Genomic DNA, 19,827 nt, shown 5'->3' with positions numbered 1-19,827 from the left:
TATCATGCTGACAGATTCACATACACACTTAAATGCCGAACAATTTAACGAAGATCAAGCGGAGGTGATTCAGCGCGCGCTGGAGGCAGGTGTTACCCGAATGGTAAACGTAGGGTTCAACCGGGAGACGATTCCGAGCTCGATTGAGCTGGCGGAGAAGTACGATTTCATCTATACCACAGTCGGCTGGCATCCTGTCGATGCGATAGATATGATGCCCGGGGATCTCGATTGGATCGAGGAACTGTGCAAGCACGAGAAGGTCGTCGCCATCGGGGAAATCGGTCTGGACTACTACTGGGACAAGTCGCCGAAGGACGTGCAGCAGCGGGTGTTCCGCGAGCAGATCCGGCTGGCGCGCAAGCTGGGCATGCCGATTGTGATTCATAACCGGGATGCGCATCAGGACATTTTGCAGATTTTAAAAGAAGAAAAAGCCGCCGAAGTCGGCGGCATCATGCACTGCTTCTCCGGGAGCTGGGAGACGGCCAAGCAGTGTCTGGATATGAATTTTCACATCTCCTTCGGCGGGCCGGTCACCTTTAAGAATGCGAAGCAGCCGAAGGAAGTGCTGGCGCAGGTGCCGCTCGACCGCCTGCTGATCGAGACGGATGCGCCATACCTCACGCCGCATCCGTTTCGGGGCAAGCGCAACGAATCGGCGTACGTGCGCTTGGTCGCGGAGACGGCCGCGGAGATTCGCGGCCTGACGCTCGAAGAGATTGCGACGATTACGACCCGCAATGCGATGGCGCTGCTAGGCCTCAAGTAGCGCGTTCTTTTTGAACTTGCGGCGGAGGAAAACGCCGCACGCCAGCGAGATGAACGCGAGCGCGGCCAGCGGAACGAGCAGCGCTTTTAGCGGCGCGTGCACGAGCAGCGGGATCGCGAGCAGGCACAGCTGGGCGAGCTGCACCAGCCAGATGAGGAAGGCGAGCGAGCCGGGCTTATGCGCCGGATCGAGCGGGTACATCTCGAGCCAGAACGTGTAGCGGTGCGCACGCTCAAGCGTGGACAGCTGCATGAGGGAGACGGCGAGTGTGATGAAGAAAATGACGCCGCCGGTCGTCAGGCTGTCGGAGACGGCAACCGCCAGCACGCCGATGGCGGTGATGCGCAGGAGGATGCTGAACATCTCGGTGCGCAGCAGCGTTTTCATATATAAATAGAAGAAAGACGACTGTTGTCGAAACGGAATCCATGTTGTCAGCCCGGCCAGCCATGCGCGCCGGGTTATTCGCGTTGGCAGCTGCGGCACGTCGACGAACCAGTTGAAGAAAGCGTACAGCCTCGCTTGCTGCTGTTTTTCACGGGCGATCAGGTAATCCCAGCCGATCCAGTATTTATGGACGGGGCGTGTCAACCCCAGCCACAGCACGACTAGCGCGAGTGCACTAAGTCCGGCCCAGACCGGACCGTACGCGAACTGGATCGCAACGAGCCCCAGCGTGGCCGCCCAGCGGAGACCCGCGGAGAGGCGCCGCGCCTGCTCGCGGACCCAGCGGCTCTCCTGCCAGGAGGCGAGGCCGTTCGCGAGCTTGAACAGGAGCAGCAGCGCCAGCATCAGCAGGAAGTCGCCGCTGCCGGCGCCCGTGCAGTGATGGTAGAGCGGCCACACGGCGACCAGCGCGATCGTCTGCCACGCGGCTTGCAGCGACAAGCTGTAGCGCATGGCGCTGCGAAAGTACGCGCCCATCTCGTGCTCGACGCGGAGCAGGAACATGCGATCGGCGCTGCGCGTCAGGGTGCGGATCGGGCTGGATGCGGTGAACGGCACGAGCAGCAGAAGGACGACCCACAGATAGGGATAATCTGTCGGAAGACGCTGTAATATTTTTGCATAATAGTAGGAAGAAACGATGACAAGAAACAACAGGAAGCCGAGAAAATTGCTGCGCGCCGCGTACTGCCAATAGCCGATCGCTTCTTTCATATAATAGTGAAAGCGCCGCTGCCATAAGGCTTGGGCTCGGAAGGACGGTAGGCTCATGGCGCATCTCCTTGCACAAGTTGATAGAAGATGTCGTCCAGCGACGCACCCGGCATCCTGGTCTGCTCGCGCAATTCGACCAAATCTCCCTGCGCGACCATATGGCCGCGATGGAGGACGACGTAGTTGTCGCAATATTTTTCAATTGTAGACAAAATGTGTGAGGAGATGAGGAATGAGGCGCCTTTGTTTTTCATTCGCACCATCAGTTCCAGCAAGGAACGAATTGCGAGCGGGTCCAGGCCGAGGAACGGTTCATCAATGATATAGAGTGACGGCTCGATCAAAAAAGCGTTCATGATCATCACCTTCTGACGCATGCCCTTGGATAGATGACTGGCGAAGCTTCGCAGCTTGTCTTTCATCTGGAACTGCTCCAGCAGGACCGCGGAACGGGTTTCATATTCCTGCTGCGTTAAGCCATAAGCCATGGCGGTCAGCTCTAAATGCTCCTGAATGGTGAGTTCTTCATACAGCTCCGGACTCTCCGGCACATAAGCGAAAGTTGAACGATACGGAATCGGCGCTTCAGAAAGCGTGATGCCGTTTATGCGGATCGTCCCACGGCTGGGCTGCAGGAGTCCGAGAATATGTTTGATCGTGGTGCTTTTCCCCGCACCGTTGAGTCCGATCAGGCCCATCATCTCTCCCCGGCGAACGGAAAACGTGAGGTCATGAAGGACGGGTTTGTTCGGTAAGTAGCCCCCAAATAAAGCGTTTACTTGCAACATCGGGCCCATCTCAATTGCCTCCCTAATCAGCAAAATATTGGTATTTTATACGGTTTTCATGCCAAATTTATTATAAACAAAATTCGTTTTTTCGCCTAGTTTTGATGGCGGAAGTGTAAAAAAGTTAGTATGGGTACGTTATAATGAGTTTCGAGCAGAAATAGTCGTGTTATATTTAAAAAATCATCGAAATCCGGGCCATTTAGACCTTTTTAACGGGTATTAATCCCTTTACAGCTTGAGATTTACAGCGTAATATACTTTTCATAATAACTTAATATCCAATTTGCCATTTTTCCATTCGCTGAGTTCCAGTACTGGGAACGGGGGAACCACTGCGGGCATCGGGAGCGGGTAGACGCTTCTGGGCAGCAGAGTGTGTAACAGGGGTGAATCGCGGATACCGACCGTCAAGGCGGGATCTGCGTAGGGCGACTCTCACGTCCGAATCCGTCAGCTAACCTCGTAAGCGTAAGAGAGGTAACGATTGTCGTGTGTGCTTTTTGTATCTTTACAACAAGGCCGGCGAGAAGAGTCCTCTTCTTGCTGGCCTTTTATTTATCAGCAGACGCAGTCCGTGTCGCACAAGAGGAAGCACCCGACCAGCTAGACATAAATACCTCTGGAACAGTGGAGCTTTCCCGAATTACCGCCCCTTCTTCAGACAAAGCGATTTGTCTGAAATTTAGCGGTACTTTATTTCGGAAAGTCTCAGTAGGATGTGGAATAGGCAAAAGGGGGACGACCGATCGTTCGCAGTCTAGCAGCGGCTGCAGGAACATCGACATTAAGTTAAACTTAAAAACCTAGTCGCGTCAAAATTCTCTCATGCTTTAACCTGGCGGCGAGGCTTTGAAGGAGGACCGAAGAAGTGGGCAGTATCTCTATTAGCGAGACCCATGTAAAACGATCATCCAGCATGTCCTTCGCATTGCGATGGAAGCGTGAAAACTTGCGTTTGATTTTAAGTTTGGCCCTAATTTCAATCGCAATGACTTTCATGTTTTTAGTGTTGTTGTACGGAACGGCTACCAAGAGCGTATCCGTGGTTGTGAACGGACAAGAGACTGTTGTGCATACGAAGCAATGGGTCCTGCAACGCCTACTGGATGAACAAGCCATAACGGTTGGTGAACACGACGAAGTTTCAGTTGCGCTGACTTCGCGGATCAATGCCGGCGACCGAATCGTCATCGAGCAAGCTTCACCGATCCAATTGACTGCTGATGGAAAGACCACCACTGTTTACACAACTGCAAGAACGGTAGAAAGTGCATTGCAGCGTTTCAATCTTGCACTGGGAGATAACGACCGTGTGACTCCCGAGCTTACAGCCCCTCTAGCTTCCGGCGATTCGATCAAAATCGTTCGCGTGAAGAAAGAGACGGAAGAAGTTACCGAACCGATCGCGTTCCAAACTGAAAAGAAGAATGATGCATCTTTACTGAAAGGCAAGGAGCAGGTTGTTCAGGAAGGTAAGGAAGGCGTACTAATAAAGAAAAAAGAAAAAACGTATGAAGACGGCGTTTTGGTTGCAGAAGCAGTTGTGGGTGAAGAAGTACAAGCGCAAAGTGTAAGCAAGGTGATCTCGGTCGGAACGAAGAATCCGGTCGTGGTGCTCTCTTCCTCCTCTCCGAATGTGGATGAGGTAGCCAAGAATGGCGTAACCTTCGGTTACAAGCAAATTTTGAAAAATGTGAAGCTGACCGCTTACTCGTCGGATGTTGCGTCCACGGGCAAGTCGGAAGGTTCGGCCGGTTACGGCAAGACGTACACGGGCACAACGGTAACGGAAGGCCGGACGATTGCTGTAGATCCGAAAGTGATCCCACTCGGCTGGTGGGTCTATATTGAGGGCCTTGGCTTCCGCCGTGCGGAAGACATCGGCAGCGCTGTGAAGGGCCAAATGATCGATGTATATTTTGACGATCACAATTATGCGAACCGTTTCGGCACAAAACAGGGCTACACGGTCTACGTGGTCGGACCGACGAAGCCATCCCAGAACTAAGGAACTGCTGCGAGGAAATGAGCGGTACTTTATTTCGCCGCAGTCTCCAAACGTGTAAACGCTGGGTGGAACGGGAACAATAGCGACATGTGCAGCTTGGCATTAGCCTGATTGCGAAAGAAGAGGAGACCCCTCTTCTTTTTCTGCGTTACTTGGAACTCGTTGAGTGGGGCTCGACCTCGGGTCAGCCTTGTTAAGGGAAAGAGGACTTATTGATGATAAAAGAAGTGATCGTCGTGGAAGGCAAGGACGATACGGCGGCAATCCGCCGAGCGGTGGAGGCGGATACGATCGAGACCGGCGGCTCGGCCATCGGCCAAGCTGTGCTGAAACGCATCGCGCTCGCCCAGCAGCGGCGGGGCGTTATTATTTTCACGGATCCCGACCACGCCGGGGAGCGGATCCGAAAAATCGTCGCCGCCAAGGTGCCTGGCTGCAAGCATGCGTTCATTACGCAGGAGCAGGCTGCGTACAAGGGCGACATCGGCGTGGAGAACGCCGCGCCGGAAGTGATCCGGCAGGCGCTCCAGAGCCTGCGCACGGAATATGAGGGCGCTGTGTCGCAGCTGACCATGGCGGATTTGATGGCGGCCGGGCTCCTCGTGCACGAGGACGCGGCGGCCCGCAGGCTGGCGGTGGGCAACGCGCTCGGCATCGGGTATTGCAACGGCAAGCAATTTTATAAGCGCTGCGCGATGTTTCAAATTTCCCGCGAGGAATTTGAAGCGGCGCTTGAGCATTTGGATACGTAAAACTTACAGATAATGAGGTCTATGCTATGTCTATACCCCGTAACGAAGTGATCGTAACAGCAGAGGATGTCGCAACGCCGAGCAAGACGAAGCAAATTTTGAAGCAGCATGATCTTGTGCTGAAGAAGAGCCTCGGTCAGAACTTCCTGATCGACCAAAATATTTTGAGCAAAATCGTCAGCGCCGCCGAGCTGGATAAGAGCAGAGGGGCCCTTGAGATCGGCCCTGGCATCGGCGCGCTCACGCAGCAGCTTGCCAAGCTGGCCGGCCGCGTCGTGGCCGTCGAGATCGACCAGCGCCTGCTGCCCATTCTGGGCGAGACGCTGTCGCCGTACCCCCATGCCTCCGTTGTGCACGGAGACATCTTGAAGACCGACCTGCCGGCGTTGTTCCGGCAGCACTTCGAGGGCGTGGACGGCGTCTCCGTCGTCGCCAACCTGCCCTACTACATCACGACGCCGATCATTATGAAGCTTCTCGAGGAGAAGCTGCCGCTGGAGAATATCGTCGTGATGATTCAAAAAGAAGTGGCCGACCGCATGGCCGCTCGTCCTGGCACCAAAGACTACGGCAGCTTGAGCATCGCCGTGCAATTCTACTGCGAGGCGGAACTCGTTACCATCGTGCCCCGCACCGTGTTTGTGCCGCAGCCGAACGTCGATTCCGCCGTCATCCGGCTGCGCGTGCGCAAGACGCCGCCCGTTGACGTGGAGGACGCCGACTTCTTTTTCGCTGTCGTCCAATCGGCCTTCGTCCAGCGGCGCAAAACGCTCTATAACAACCTCGCGGCGCGGTTCTTCTCCAAAGAGAATAAAGCCGAGCTGGAGGCGCTGCTGCACGGGATTGACATCGACCCTTCCCGCCGCGGCGAAACGCTCAGCATGGGCGAATTTGCGCGTCTTTCGACAGCGCTGCGCGCGCACGGCTGCAAATAACCCGCACCAAATGCCCAGTCTCGCCATAGGATACCCCTAGGAGGGGATTTGAGCGATGAGGCAAGGCGATTATGTAACTCGGAAGTCCTATGGCGGCGACATCGTATTCAGAATCGAGCGGATCGAGCATTTGAGCGCGATTCTGCGCGGCGTCGACTATCGGCTGCTTGCGGACGCGCCGCTATCGGATCTGACGAAGACGGCGCCGCCGGCGGAAACGATCGACCATCCGCGTTCAGGCACACCGGAATTTCGTGAGGCGTTCCGGCGGCTCGCGCTGGCGCAAGTTCAATTGCAAGAGAAGAACCAGCAGACGGTTCAACATAAACAAAAGGTGCAGGTGCTGCACAACAGCTATTTTGAAGTGCCGGGCAAAGTGCTGCATCTGGACGGCGATCCGGCCTATTTGCGCAAATGCATGCAGCTCTACGGCGAGCTGCGAGTCCCGGCGGAAGGCTTCTTCATCCCGGAGTCGCAGATGGCGGAGGCGCTGCACCGACTGCTTCCGCAGATCAAGCCGGACATCGTGGTCATCACGGGGCACGACGGTATTTTGAAGCATCGGCTGAGCGGCGGGCTCACGAACCTGTCGAGCTATAAAAACTCGCAGAACTTCGTCAACGCCGTCCACGTGGCGAGGCAATACGAGCGCAATCGCGATGCCCTGATTGTCGTGGCTGGGGCGTGCCAGTCGCACTTCGAGGCGCTGCTGCGCGCCGGGGCGAATTTCGCCAGCTCGCCGGGCCGCATTCTCATTCATGCGCTGGACCCGCTGAGCATCGCGGCGAAGCTCTCCTACACGTCCGTGAAGGAAACGATTTCGATGCTCGACATCGTAGAATTGACCGTAACCGGTTTAGACGGCTTAGGCGGCGTGGAGACGCGTGGAAGCTACCGTATGGGGGTGCCAGGCATCCAACACGCCGAAGAGTCTGTATAACGGTTCTGCGCGCCTCTCGCGCCGTGGCATGCATAAGAACACAGCAAGTCTCCCGCGGGAAGCGGGTAGGGCGTGGCTGTGTTCTTTTTTTGTGGGGATAGATCCCGATAACTTCAACTGGAAATGTGTGAATATTTTGCGAACGATGGAGAGAATCTATTGAGGTGAGAATTTCGGGGATACATAAAAATGCCGTTGACAATAGGATTAGGGTACTGATATAATATTTGCCCTCATTTGACATGATTGTCTCCATCGGTTATAATTAACAGGGAAAGAGGTGGTAGTTGACAATGGCTAAAAATGCGCTGTTGGAGATCAAACGCAGTTTGGAGCCCCATGTCGGGCAGAAGATCATGTTAAGAGCGAACGGTGGTCGTCGAAAGACTGTCGAGCGTTCCGGAGTTTTAGAAGAAACCTACCCTTCTGTGTTCATTGTTAAGCTGGACCAAGAATCACATGCTTTTAAGCGAGTTTCCTATAGCTACGCCGATATTCTGACGGAGTCCGTTGAAGTTACGGTCTGTAACGACGACGGCCAGGTACGCATCACATATATTCAACATTAGTTCCATATGGTACGGATCGGACAGGCCTGCGGGTCTGTTTTTGCTTTTTAGTGGCGGGAATAGAAGGACAAACGGCCGGGGCATACTATCTTCATCTACGACAGCTAGTATATGCCCAGTCTACTTTGCTTCAGAGGAGGTCTATGTATGAGTCGAAGAAGAGGCGTTATGTCCGAAAGTTTAAAATATGAGCTGGCCAAAGATCTAGGCTTCTATGATGTGGTGCAGCGCGAAGGTTGGTCGGGCATCCGTACGAAGGATGCGGGCAATATGGTCAAGCGCGCGATTCAAATTGCGCAAGAGCATCTGGCGCAGCAGCATGCGGCGTCGGCGCCGCCCGCGCATGGGTCCGCTGCCGGCGCCGGATATCGCAGCCAGCAAGGGATGAGCGGCCAGGCGCAGGTACCTTATGCGGCAGCCGGGCAGCCGCGCGGGTATGCGCAGACGAGTTCGTATGTGCAGCAGCAAGCGGGGCCGACGGCCTATTATGCGGCGGGTGCGCGTCCATCTCATGGGCAGCAGCCGACACAGCATTCCACCTACAGCTAAAGCGATCAGCTTTAGCTTTTTTAATGCGCATTTGTTATAATATTGCAATGGCAAATGAGCAAAAGAAGGTGAACGGATTGAAGATTTACGAGAAGGCACCGGCGAAAATCAATTTATCGCTCGATGTTTTACATAAACGTGCGGATGGCTATCACGAGGTCGAGATGGTCATGACCATGGTCGACCTGGCGGATCGGATTGAGATGCAAGAGTTGGAGCGGGACACGATCATCATTTCCAGTCAGGCGGGCTATATTCCGCTGGATGAGAAGAACTTGGCTTTTCAGGCGGCGCGGCTGATTAAGGATCGGTATGACGTGAAGAACGGCGTCTATATTCACCTGGATAAACGCATTCCGGTTGCGGCTGGGCTTGCGGGTGGCAGTTCGGATGCGGCGGCGACGCTGCGAGGGCTCAATCGGCTCTGGAACCTCGGCATCTCCATGGAGGAGTTGCAGGTACTGGGCGCAGAGCTCGGGTCGGACGTGCCTTTCTGCGTAACGGGCGGCACCGCCTTGGCGACGGGGCGCGGCGAGAAGCTGCAGCCTATTGTGTCTCCGCCGCAATGCTGGGTCGTGCTCGCCAAGCCGCCGATCAACGTATCGACATCGGAAATCTACGGCAAGCTGAATGCGAACGGCATCAAGCAGCATCCGTCTACGGCGGACGTGCTTGCGGCGATTCGGGACAAGCAGTTTGATCGGCTGTGCGGCAGCCTCGGCAACGTGCTGGAGGAAGTGACGCTGGACCTGTATCCGGAGGTGCGGCATTTGAAGGAATGCATGCAGAGGCTGGGCGCAGACGGCGTGCTGATGTCGGGCAGCGGGCCGACGGTGTTCGGGCTGGTTTCGAAGGAAGCGAAGGTGGCACGGATCTACAACGGCTTGCGAGGGTTTTGCAAGGATGTCTATGCCGTGCGCATGCTGACCTAAGCAATAGGATGAGTGAGAAGAGCCCCACCGGGGCTCTTTTTTTCCGAGAAGGTTGGGGACTGTGGGAATCGATGCGTCCGTGTTTCGTTGTGTCACTTTTGTGTCAGGTCTATGTTAATATAATTTTCATGCTTAGCTTGAATAAATACGTATAAAAGTGGTATATTTTCATTATAATATTCGGATTTTTGGGGGTAGTGCGATGAAAAAGTTGAAAAGGAGCGCCAGGCTGGTGGAAATGACACAGTACTTGTTGTTTCGCCCCCATTCGTTAATTCCTTTAACGACTTTTGCCGAGCGTTACAACTCTGCCAAATCTTCTATTAGTGAAGATCTTGCAATTATCAAAGAAGTTTTTGAAGAAGAGGGCTTGGGGGAACTCAATACCCTGGCCGGAGCAGCCGGCGGCGTGAAGTTCTCGCCGAAAGTGCCGAAGGAAATTTCTCTGAAGTTCATCCAGAGTCTTTGTTTGCAATTACAGCAGCCGGAGCGCATTTTGCCGGGCGGATATTTGTATATGTCGGATATTATGGGGCAACCTCAATATTTGAATGAGATTGGCAAGACGTTTGCTTCGGCGTTCGCCGGGCGCGAGGTCGATGTGATTATGACGGTGGAGACGAAAGGCATTCCGCTGGCGTACGCGACAGCAACGTACATGAACCTGCCGGTCGTGATCGTTCGCCGGGATAGTCGTGTGACAGAGGGTTCGGCGGTGAGCATCAACTACGTGTCGGGCTCCAACAAGCGGATCCAGACGATGTCGCTCGCCAGACGCGCGCTCAAGGAAGAGTCGAAGGTTCTCATTATCGACGACTTTATGCATGTGGGCGGGACGATTCACGGCATGATGGACCTGTTGGCGGAGTTCAAAGCGACGGTGCAGGGCGTCGGCGTCTTTATGGAATCGTGCGAGGCGGAAGAGCAACTCGTGGATGACTATGTGTCCTTGGCGCGTCTGTACGGCGTCGATTCCAAGACGAAGCAGATTACGGTAGAGCCGGGCAACTATTTTGACTAAAATGATATGAAAAGGAGATTTCCCTGATATGGAATTCATTTCAACTTCCGCAGCTCCGGCTGCGATCGGTCCCTATTCGCAAGCGGTTAAACTGGGCAACTTGCTGTTCACATCCGGTCAAATCCCGCTCGGACTTGACGGTCAAATCGTGCAAGGCGGTATTAAAGAGCAAACGCATCAAGTTTTTGCGAATTTGAAAGGGGTTCTGGAAGCCGCAGGCTCTTCGCTGCAGCAAGTGGTGAAGGCGACGGTGTTCCTGAAGGACATGGGGCAGTTCGCCGAGCTGAATGAGATCTATGCTTCCTATTTTGGCGACCACAAGCCGGCTAGATCGACCGTGGAAGTGGCGAGATTGCCGAGAGATGTGTTTGTCGAAATCGAGCTAATTGCTGAAATTTCTGTCGAAAATTAACAGAAACATAAAGAATACATTAAATTATCGAATATTTCAAAAAACGAGAAGGAATTTGCACTGAAATGTGGAATATATCACCCAAGTCTCAGAGATGGAAAAAGGTGGTGAACATAAGTGCAAATTACAGACGTAAGACTCCGCCGGGTTAACTCCGAGGGGAGGATGAAGGCGATCGCTTCCATTACGATCGATAACGAATTTGTGGTCCATGACATTCGTGTGATTGACGGCAACAACGGAATGTTCGTAGCGATGCCGAGCAAGCGTACACCGGATGGTGAGTTCCGCGATATTGCGCATCCGATCTCGTCGACAACTCGTGAGAAAATTCAAGCAGCTGTCCTCGCTGAATACGACCGCGCAGCTGTTGAAGAAGAGGTAATCGAAGAAGGCGCATAATTCTGACAATTGAGAGGGCCCTAAGAGTCAGTCCGATGAACGTTTCGTCGTACTGACTCCTACGGGCTCTCTTTTCATTTATATAGGAATGATGCTATATTGAAATGAAGCACTTATCGAGGAAGAGAACATATTTTATATTTTATTTTATAACGTATATCGTAAAGGGGTTGGATCACCGTTGAAGCTGATGGCGATAGTACTGGCCGCAGGCCAAGGGAAACGAATGAAATCGAAGCTGTACAAGGTGCTGCATCCGGTTGCAGGCAAGCCGATGGTAGGGCACGTTGTGGACACGCTCCAACATATAGAAGTGGCAAAAACAGTCGTGGTTGTCGGCTACGGTGCGGAGGCCGTGCAAGCCTATCTGGGCGAGCAGGTGGACTACGCACTGCAGGAGCAGCAGCTCGGCACCGGACATGCGGCACTGCAGGCGAGAGAAGCGTTGGGCGCGGAAGACGGCTTGACCGTCGTCATTTGCGGGGATACGCCGCTGATCTCGGCCGAGACGCTGCAGCATACGATCGCACTGCACCGGAATACGGGCGCGGCGGCGACGATTCTGACCGCGAAGCTGGATGAGCCGACCGGGTACGGCCGCATTATTCGCGGAGCAGACGGGCGCGTAGCGCGCATCGTCGAACAGAAAGATTGCACGCCGGTGGAAGCGGCGACGCAAGAGATCAATACGGGCACGTACATTTTCGATAACCGGAAGCTGTTCCAGGCGCTTGGTTCGGTGACGAACAACAACGCGCAAAATGAATACTATCTGACGGATGTTATCGGCATTTTGACTGAGAGCGGCGACATCGTGCAGGGTTACTGCATGGCGAACCCGGCGGAATCCATCGGCGTCAACGACCGCGTGGCGCTGTCCGAAGCCGAGCAGCTTATGAAAGCACGCATTAACCGCGAGCATATGCTGAATGGCGTGACGATCATCGATCCGGTGAATACCTACATCGAGAAGGATGTGCGGATCGGCGCGGATACGGTGCTGCTGCCGGGTACGATTTTGCGGGGAAGCACGGTCATCGGCGAGCAGTGCACGATCGGGCCGAACACAGAGATCATCGACTCCGTCATCCAGGACGACGTGACGATCAAGCAATCCGTGCTGCAGAACGCGACGGTGGACAGTGAGACATCTGTCGGGCCATTCGCTTACTTGCGTCCGGGCGCGAAGCTTGGCAAGCAGGTCAAGGTCGGGGACTTCGTCGAGATCAAAAACGCTTCGCTCGGCGACGGCTCGAAGGTGTCGCACCTGAGCTACGTCGGAGACGCGGTAGTCGGCACGAACGTCAATATCGGCTGCGGCGCGATTACGGTGAACTATGACGGCTACAACAAGAACTTGACGGAAATCGGCAACGACGCGTTCGTCGGCAGCAACGTCAATCTGATCGCGCCGGTCAAAATCGGCGACGGCGCCTACGTGGTGGCCGGCTCTACGATTACGCATAATGTCGAGCCCGGCGATTTGGCGATTGCGCGCGAGCGTCAATCGAACAAAGCTGGCTACGCCGACAAGCTGAAAGCGCGGATGAAAGCCCGGAAGGCGAACAAAGAGGGATAAAGGTTGGCATAGGGGAAAGCCGTCGGGTTTTCAGCACCGAGAAGGTTGTGAGAAGCTGAAGAAGGAGGAGCGGAGTGTAGGCAAAACCTACATGAGCACCGCACTTCGAAGCTGAACGCAAGATTCGATGCCGAATCCGCTTCCTGAGCATCTTCGTGATGGAAATCCGAAACCTCTAAAATTTGGATGGAACCTCTTAAGGTTGGGCACGCTATGAACTAGCGATGACTCACCGGCCCCGCAGACGGCAGTCTGACGGGTCAAGCCGGCTAACTTTAGGAGGTTCTTTTTCATATGGCTGTATCTTTACAAGCGGAAGCCCGCAAAGAAGCGACAAAATCCGAAATCAAGCAATTGCGCGAGAAAGGGAAAATTCCCGCCGTCGTGTATGGCGCGAAAGTAGCGTCTACCGTCATCACGGTGGATTGGAAAGACGTTCAGACGGTGCTGCGCACGAACCCGCACGCGATTATCGATCTGTCGATCGCGAGCGCCGGTACGCAGCCGGTCATGATCAACGAGATTCAGCGCAATCCGATGAGCCGCGAAGTGCTGCATATTGATTTTCACCAAATCAATATGAACGAGCCGATCAAGACGATCGTGGCGCTGGAGTTCACCGGCGATTCTGTCGGCGCGCGCGAAGGCGGCATTGTGCAGGTACAAATGCATGAGGTTGAAATTCGCTGCATGCCGAACCAAATTCCGGCTTCTATCGCCGTCGACATCTCCAGTCTCGGCCTCGGCGATAACCTGCACGTTAGCCAAATCAGTGTGCCGGCTGGCGTCGAGATGAAATCCGACTCGAACGACATCGTCGTGACGATTCTTGTACCGCAGAAGGAGACGGCAACACCGGAGCCTGCGAACAACGAGGAGCGGGTGGGCGAAGCGGAGACGTCGAACGAAGCCGCGACGGCGGGCCAACCGACATAAGCGCAGTATGCCCAGTTTGCGCGTATTCCGGTACTTGGAGTTGCCCGCGTATGACGGTACTCCAACCCCGGCGCGCAGCAGCATGCGGAAGAAGCCCTCGCGGAGTGCGAAGGCTTCTTTTCTCTTTTTGCAATGAAAGCGCTTCATCAATTGGATCTAATAGCCTGGCCTGGAAAGAAAAACATGGGAGTTTCTGTTATAGTAGGTATGATTGATTTTTATAAAAAAGCGGTTGTACAATTCGATGAAACCTATATCCTTGTGCACATTTTGATAGTATACTTGGACGGGAATATCGGAGTCGGCATGATCTTGGAAATGATCGTCGCTGGTGAGCTGTTCGCCATTCAGATACATGAATTGGATCACTCTCGGCTTTCCATAGGGTTTGTACCACTATATTTGGGAGATGAACGGAGTATGAAATGTTTTATCGGTCTGGGCAATCCGGGCAAACAATATGAACAGAATCGTCATAATGTGGGGTTTATGGCGCTGGATCGTTTTGCGGAGAAGTGGGGTATCACGACGTTTCAGAACAAAAATAAAGCGCTGCAGGCCGAAGGCGTCGTAAACGGCACGAAGGTGTACCTGCTCAAGCCGATGACGTATATGAACTTGTCGGGTGAGTCGATGCGGGCGTTTCTTGATTTCTATAAAGCGAAGCTGGAGGATGTGGTCATCGTGTATGACGACATGGATACGGCGTTCGGGCAAATTCGGCTGCGCTATCAGGGAAGTCCCGGCGGCCACAACGGCATCAAGTCCATCATTCAGCACGGCGGGACGCAGACGTTCGACCGCATTCGGATCGGCATCAACCGACCTGCACCGGGTTTTAATATTGCAGACTACGTGCTGTCGAACTTCACGAAAGAAGAGATGAAATCGATCGGCGAGGTGCTGGATTTGACGTGCGAGGCCATGGAGTTCTCGCTCACGAACTCGTTCGAGAAGACGATGGCCAAATTCAATAAATAGGCGGGCGAACGCTTTTTAAAACAGAAAGCCTCTGGCAGATTCGGCTAATTCCCCTGAAGAATGGGCATACTGGGATGTAATCGAATTGTCACAGGAGGCATACATATGATCAAGTACATTTGCAGGCATTGCCATACGTTCGTTGGGGAAATCAACCAGTCCGCGATTACGGAGCAGCAGTTGGGCTTCCATTCCTTGACCCCCGAAGAGCGGAGAGATATAATATCGTATAATACGAATGGAGATGTAACGGTCAGAGTGGTTTGCGACTACTGCCGCGAGGCGCTGGAAGCGAATCCGGAGCTGTCCCTGCTCGCCAGTCCGTTACAATGATGAAGATGAAGAGTTCATAGCCTAGGCACGTTGCCGAGGCTTCTTTTTGTGAGGGGAGTGTACTTGTTTGCAAGCTTTAATTCAGGCTTTTTCTGCGGATAACGACTTTCAAACGATTGTGACAGGCCTTAAGTCCGAGATGAAAGAGCAGCTCATCGCCGGTTTAACCGGCTCCTCCCGTCAGGTGATGATTGCCTCTCTCGTCCGCGAGCTTAACCGTCCGTTATTCGTTGTTACCCATAATATGTTTGCGGCGCAAAAAATTGCGGAAGACATGCTCGAGTGTCTGTCTCCAGAGGAAGTGCTTCTCTATCCGGCTCAGGAACTGCTGACGACGGAAGAAGCCGCATCCTCGCCGGAAATGCTCGCGCAGCGCATCGATGTGCTGACGAAGCTCGCAGGCGGTTATCGCGGCGTGGTGATCGCACCGTTCGCAGGCGTCCGCAGACTGCTGCCGGTCAAGCAAGTGTTTGAAGAATCGCGCGTGACCATTAACGTTGGCGATACGGTTGGGCTGGACGACTTGCTGTCTACGCTGTCGGGTCTCGGGTACGAGCGGGTCGAGCGCGTAGAAACGAAAGGTGAAATGAGCGTACGCGGCGGGATTTTGGATCTATATCCGCTAACGTCGGAGAATGCGATACGGATTGAGCTATTCGACGTCGATGTCGACTCTATTCGGACATTCGATGTGAGTGACCAACGGTCAATAGATAAATTATCGTCTATAACCATTCCTCCGTGCCGTGAAATTCAAGCGGATAGGAAGCGCTTACACTCAGCGGCACAGCATGCCTATGAGCTGCTGCAGGCGCAGCTGGCCAAAATGACCGATCGCACAGCCAAAGACAAGCTGCTCGAAGGCATCGGCCATGACATCGAGCTGCTGCGTGAAGGACAGACGTTCCCTGGCATTTATAAATATATTTCTCTCCTCTATACGGAAAGACAGACCCTGATGGATTACATGCCCAAGGACACGGTGCTTGTCATCGACGAACCGGCCCGCTTGCTGGAAACAGCCAAGCAGCTGGAGCGCGACGAAGCCGAGTGGATGATGCATGCGCTCACCGAAGGGAAGAGCTTGCCGGCTTTTGTGCTGTCCAAAAGTTATGAAACACTGCTGCACCGCAGGCCATTCCCGACGCTGTACGTGTCCTTGTTCCTGCGCCAGGTGGCGGGCATTCAGCCGCAAAATATCGTGAATTTCGTCTGCCGCGTCATGCAAAATTTCCACGGGCAGATGAACCTGCTCAAGGCGGAGATGGAGCGCTGGAAGAAAAACGGCACCAACGTCGTCGTGCTGGCGAACGGGGAAGAGCGGGCGGAACGCGTCCGGCGCGTGCTGCAGGACTACCAGATCGAAGTGCCGGAGATTGTGGAAGGCAACTTGCAGACCGGCTTTGAAATGCCGTCGATTCACCTGGTCGTCATCACCGAGGGCGAGATTTTTACCCAGAAGCAGCGGAAGGCGCGCAAGGTCGAGAAGAAGATGGAGAACGCCGAGCGCATCAAGAGCTATCAGGAGCTGAAAGTCGGCGACTATGTCGTTCACGTGAATCACGGGATCGGGAAGTACGTCGGCATCGGCACGCTGGAAGTCGGCGGCATCCACAAGGACTACATCCATCTTATGTATGCGGGCGGCGACAAGCTCTCCGTACCCATCGACCAGATTGACCTGATTCAGAAATATGTCGGCTCCGAGGAAAAGGAACCGAAGATCTATAAGCTTGGCGGGGCAGACTGGGCGCGTGTCAAGAACAAGGCGCGTTCTGCAGTCAAAGATATCGCCGACGATCTGATCAAGTTGTATGCGGAGCGCCAGGCGGCGACGGGCTACGGCTTCGGCAAGGACAGTTCCTACCAGAATGAGTTCGAGGCGATGTTCCCTTACGATGAGACGCGGGATCAGCTGCGCGCCATCGAGGAAATCAAGAAAGACATGGAAAAAGCCCGGCCAATGGATCGGCTCCTGTGCGGCGACGTCGGCTACGGCAAAACCGAAGTGGCCGTGCGCGCAGCCTTCAAAGCCGCGATCGACGGCAAACAGGTCGCGGTGCTCGTGCCGACGACAATTTTGGCGCAGCAGCATTACGAGACATTCCGTGAGCGGTTTTCGGGGTATCCTTTTAATGTGAGTGTGTTAAGCCGCTTTCGCTCCAAGAAAGAGCAGACGGAGGTCATGAAGGGCATCAAGAAAGGCACGGTCGACGTCGTCATCGGGACGCATCGCCTGCTTTCGCAAGACGTGCAGTTCAAAGATCTCGGTCTGCTGATCGTGGACGAGGAGCAGCGGTTTGGCGTGTCGCATAAGGAGAAGCTCAAGCGGCTCAAAACGAACGTCGACGTGCTGACGCTGACGGCGACACCAATTCCGCGGACGCTGCACATGTCGATGCTCGGCGTGCGCGATTTGTCCGTCATCGAGACGCCGCCGGAGAACCGGTTCCCGGTGCAGACGTACGTGGTCGAGTACGGTCCGTCGCTTGTGCGTGAAGCGATTGAACGGGAGTTGGCGCGCGAAGGTCAGGTCTACTATCTCTACAACCGCGTGCAGGGCATCACGCAAATGGCCGACCAAATCTCGATGATGATTCCGGACGCCCGGGTGACGGTGGCCCACGGCCAGATGGGCGAGCAGGAGCTGGAGAAAACGATCCTCGACTTCTTGGACGGAGAGTACGATGTTCTTGTCTCTACGAGTATTATCGAGACGGGCGTCGACATCCCGAACGTTAATACGCTGATCGTCCATGATGCCGATAAAATGGGGCTTTCCCAGCTGTATCAGCTGCGCGGCCGCGTCGGGCGATCGAACCGGATTGCGTATGCGTACTTCACGTACCAACGGGATAAGGTGCTGACGGAAGTCGCCGAGAAACGGCTGCAGGCGATTAAAGAGTTTACAGAACTAGGCTCAGGCTTTAAAATTGCCATGAGGGACTTGTCCATTCGCGGTGCGGGCAATTTGCTCGGTGCCGAACAGCATGGCTTTATCGCTTCCGTCGGCTTCGATTTGTATTCCCAAATGCTCGCGGAGGAAATTGCAAAGCTGAAACTGGAAATCGACGGGGAAGCCGTCACGCCGGAACCGGAGTGGAACACGTCGATCGATATTCAATTGGATGCGTACTTGCCTTCTGATTACATCTACGACAGCATGCAAAAAATTGAGATTTATAAAAAAGTGGCCGCCATTCGCACATTGGAAGAAGCCGCGGATCTGCATGATGAGCTTATCGATCGCTTTGGTGATCTGCCGCAATCCGTATTCAACCTACTGACAGTGGCTCGTTTGAAAGCGTACGGTTCGGAATACCGGATTGAAACGATCAGCCAAAAAGGAGAGGATTACCTGATCAAGATGCACAACGATCAAAACAGCCGGCTGGACGGCCAGAAGCTGTTAGCCCTGTCCAAAGGGTTCGATGGACGCATCAAGCTGAATGCAGATCCACAGCTCCATATCGTGATTCGCATCAAAGGTTTAACCGCAGAGGCTGCGGCGGAATTGCTCGAGAAGTTCTTGATCCAATACAAAGATGTGCTCAAAACGAAAGGGGAACTACAAGATGTTGCCAAATAAGACACGCAGACAACGCTCTTCTTCAAAAAAATGGATGGTAGGCCTGGCGACAGTCGTACTTGCCTTTTCTGTACTTACGGCTTGCGGTAAAAAAGATGGCGAAGCTACGTCTTCGCCTGCTGCTTCTGCAGCAGCGACAGGAAACCCGACGGACGTCATCGCGACGTACAAAGACGGCGGCAAAATCACGCGCGCGGAATTCGACTCTTTTATCAATGTGAATAAAATGTTCTCTCCGCAGCTGGCGCAGTACTTGGCCGACCCTGCCTTCCAGCAGGACATGCTGAAGCAAATGGTGACGTTCCGCGTGCTGTCTTCCAAAGTGGACGACAAAGTGAAAACTGATTCGGACAAGCAAGTGACAGAGCAAATGAAAGCCATCACCGACTACTTCGGCAGTCAAGAAGGCGGTATGGACAAGCAATTAAAAGACAACGGCATTCAACTGAAAGACATCGAAGACCTCATGCGCATGAGCTTCTACACGATGGGCAGCATGGAGGCTAAAATAACGGATCAAGCGGTTCAGGATTCGTATAAAGAGCAAGCGGCTGCGCACGCGTATGACATCGCGACAGTTAGCCACATCTTGATTTCGCTCAAAGATGCCGCGACGCAAGCGGATCTTCGCACGAAGGATGAGGCGCTGGCCAGAGCCAAAGAAGTGAAAGCGAAGCTGGACGCAGGCGGCGACTTCGCAGAGCTGGCGAAACAATACTCCGACGATCCGGGCTCCAAGGATGCCGGCGGTACGTACAAAGATGCGGAAATCAGCCAATGGGTGCCGGAGTTTGGACAAGCGGCAAGCACACTGCCACTCAACAAAATCAGCGATCCGGTTGAATCGACATTCGGCTACCACATCATGAAAGTGGAATCCAGAAGCACGAAGCAGCTGGATGACGCGCTTAAAACGGAAATCAAGTCTCAACTGGCAGAGAAATCCCTGTCCGAGTGGGCAGAAACTGAATTCCCGAAAGTGATTGAAACGAACAACCTGCCGAAACCGGAAGCGGCGACACCAGCTCCGTCTGCGAGCCCTGCTGCAAGCGCGGCGGCTAGTCCGTCCGCAAGCCCAGCGGCGAAATAACAGTGAAAAGGATGCCTGATTGCAGGCATCCTTTTCTTTTGCCTAAGACCTTTTGTCCCCGGGAAGAGTAATTCG

At 54.1% G+C, this 19,827-nt stretch carries 18 protein-coding genes, 1 pseudogene and 1 riboswitch; of the genes and pseudogenes, 17 read left to right on the top strand and 2 right to left on the bottom strand.

Annotation, left to right across the window (positions count from 1 at the left end; translation table 11 throughout):
* Window positions 1–4: 4 nt before the first annotated feature.
* Window positions 5–772, top strand: coding sequence for a TatD family hydrolase (locus ABE504_RS04520; RefSeq protein WP_430085100.1), 768 nt, complete (start codon window positions 5–7; stop codon window positions 770–772).
* On the opposite strand, the gene ABE504_RS04515 is transcribed toward ABE504_RS04520, so the two are convergent.
* Both ABE504_RS04515 and ABE504_RS04510 read right to left on the bottom strand, forming a co-directional pair.
* A complete protein-coding gene (locus ABE504_RS04515; protein WP_430085097.1) occupies window positions 758–1,990 on the bottom strand; it encodes an ABC transporter permease in 1,233 nt (410 codons plus the stop codon). The two genes, ABE504_RS04520 and ABE504_RS04515, sit on opposite strands and share 15 nt — an antisense overlap.
* Complete coding sequence (locus ABE504_RS04510) at window positions 1,987–2,730, bottom strand: ABC transporter ATP-binding protein (protein WP_430085094.1); 744 nt, start codon at window positions 2,728–2,730, stop codon at window positions 1,987–1,989. The genes ABE504_RS04515 and ABE504_RS04510 overlap by 4 nt, the downstream gene beginning before the upstream one ends.
* 283 nt (window positions 2,731–3,013) lie before the next feature.
* A riboswitch (cyclic di-AMP (ydaO/yuaA leader) is annotated at window positions 3,014–3,208 on the top strand.
* 432 nt (window positions 3,209–3,640) lie between these two features.
* On the opposite strand from ABE504_RS04510, the gene ABE504_RS04505 reads away from it, so the two are divergent.
* The 16 genes and pseudogenes from ABE504_RS04505 to ABE504_RS04430 all read left to right on the top strand — a co-directional run bounded on the left by ABE504_RS04505 (window position 3,641) and on the right by ABE504_RS04430 (window position 19,752).
* Window positions 3,641–4,732, top strand: coding sequence for a ubiquitin-like domain-containing protein (locus ABE504_RS04505; protein ID WP_430085140.1), 1,092 nt, complete (start codon window positions 3,641–3,643; stop codon window positions 4,730–4,732).
* A 215-nt stretch (window positions 4,733–4,947) separates the two neighbouring features.
* Window positions 4,948–5,484 carry a ribonuclease M5 gene (gene rnmV / locus ABE504_RS04500; protein ID WP_430085091.1) on the top strand — a complete coding sequence of 179 codons (537 nt, stop codon included), beginning with the start codon at window positions 4,948–4,950 and terminating at the stop codon, window positions 5,482–5,484.
* Window positions 5,485–5,510: 26 nt separating this feature from the next.
* Window positions 5,511–6,419 carry a 16S rRNA (adenine(1518)-N(6)/adenine(1519)-N(6))-dimethyltransferase RsmA gene (rsmA, locus tag ABE504_RS04495; RefSeq protein ID WP_430085089.1) on the top strand — a complete coding sequence of 303 codons (909 nt, stop codon included), beginning with the start codon at window positions 5,511–5,513 and terminating at the stop codon, window positions 6,417–6,419.
* A 55-nt stretch (window positions 6,420–6,474) separates the two neighbouring features.
* Window positions 6,475–7,359: a sporulation peptidase YabG gene (gene yabG / locus ABE504_RS04490; protein ID WP_430085086.1), complete on the top strand. Its 885-nt coding sequence runs from the start codon at window positions 6,475–6,477 to the stop codon at window positions 7,357–7,359.
* A gap of 293 nt (window positions 7,360–7,652) precedes the next feature.
* Window positions 7,653–7,928, top strand: a complete 276-nt coding sequence (gene veg, locus ABE504_RS04485; RefSeq protein ID WP_028557365.1) for a biofilm formation stimulator Veg — start codon at window positions 7,653–7,655, stop codon at window positions 7,926–7,928.
* A 147-nt stretch (window positions 7,929–8,075) separates the two neighbouring features.
* Window positions 8,076–8,249: pseudogene (locus ABE504_RS04480) on the top strand (small, acid-soluble spore protein, alpha/beta type); the annotation flags it as partial.
* A 305-nt stretch (window positions 8,250–8,554) separates the two neighbouring features.
* On the top strand, window positions 8,555–9,409 hold the full coding sequence (ispE, locus tag ABE504_RS04475) for a 4-(cytidine 5'-diphospho)-2-C-methyl-D-erythritol kinase (RefSeq protein ID WP_430085137.1): 855 nt from the start codon (window positions 8,555–8,557) through the stop codon (window positions 9,407–9,409).
* Window positions 9,410–9,611: 202 nt separating this feature from the next.
* On the top strand, window positions 9,612–10,430 hold the full coding sequence (gene purR / locus ABE504_RS04470) for a pur operon repressor (protein WP_430075032.1): 819 nt from the start codon (window positions 9,612–9,614) through the stop codon (window positions 10,428–10,430).
* 28 nt (window positions 10,431–10,458) lie between these two features.
* Window positions 10,459–10,842, top strand: coding sequence for a RidA family protein (locus tag ABE504_RS04465; protein ID WP_126142859.1), 384 nt, complete (start codon window positions 10,459–10,461; stop codon window positions 10,840–10,842).
* Between the two features lie 117 nt (window positions 10,843–10,959).
* Window positions 10,960–11,244 (top strand): septation regulator SpoVG, encoded by a 285-nt coding sequence (gene spoVG / locus ABE504_RS04460; protein ID WP_028557369.1) that lies wholly within the window; start codon window positions 10,960–10,962, stop codon window positions 11,242–11,244.
* Window positions 11,245–11,425: 181 nt separating this feature from the next.
* Entirely contained in the window at window positions 11,426–12,823 is a 1,398-nt protein-coding gene (gene glmU / locus ABE504_RS04455) for a bifunctional UDP-N-acetylglucosamine diphosphorylase/glucosamine-1-phosphate N-acetyltransferase GlmU (protein ID WP_430085081.1), read from the top strand.
* Window positions 12,824–13,117: 294 nt separating this feature from the next.
* Window positions 13,118–13,759 carry a 50S ribosomal protein L25 gene (locus tag ABE504_RS04450; protein WP_430085079.1) on the top strand — a complete coding sequence of 214 codons (642 nt, stop codon included), beginning with the start codon at window positions 13,118–13,120 and terminating at the stop codon, window positions 13,757–13,759.
* 420 nt (window positions 13,760–14,179) lie between these two features.
* On the top strand, window positions 14,180–14,740 hold the full coding sequence (gene pth, locus ABE504_RS04445) for an aminoacyl-tRNA hydrolase (protein WP_430085076.1): 561 nt from the start codon (window positions 14,180–14,182) through the stop codon (window positions 14,738–14,740).
* A 105-nt stretch (window positions 14,741–14,845) separates the two neighbouring features.
* On the top strand, window positions 14,846–15,073 hold the full coding sequence (locus ABE504_RS04440) for an anti-sigma-F factor Fin family protein (RefSeq protein ID WP_126142855.1): 228 nt from the start codon (window positions 14,846–14,848) through the stop codon (window positions 15,071–15,073).
* A 67-nt stretch (window positions 15,074–15,140) separates the two neighbouring features.
* The gene (gene mfd / locus ABE504_RS04435; protein ID WP_430085073.1) at window positions 15,141–18,662 is read left to right on the top strand and encodes a transcription-repair coupling factor; all 3,522 of its coding nucleotides are present in this window, start codon (window positions 15,141–15,143) and stop codon (window positions 18,660–18,662) included.
* A complete protein-coding gene (locus tag ABE504_RS04430; RefSeq protein ID WP_430085071.1) occupies window positions 18,649–19,752 on the top strand; it encodes a foldase protein PrsA in 1,104 nt (367 codons plus the stop codon). The genes mfd and ABE504_RS04430 overlap by 14 nt, the downstream gene beginning before the upstream one ends.
* Window positions 19,753–19,827 lie beyond the last annotated feature (75 nt).

Source organism: Paenibacillus oryzisoli (assembly GCF_050467285.1).
In the GTDB taxonomy this organism is placed as follows: domain Bacteria; phylum Bacillota; class Bacilli; order Paenibacillales; family NBRC-103111; genus Paenibacillus_E; species Paenibacillus_E oryzisoli_A.
Note: the sequence above shows the minus strand (reverse complement) of the source record. Positions and strands in the feature narration are given on the sequence as shown.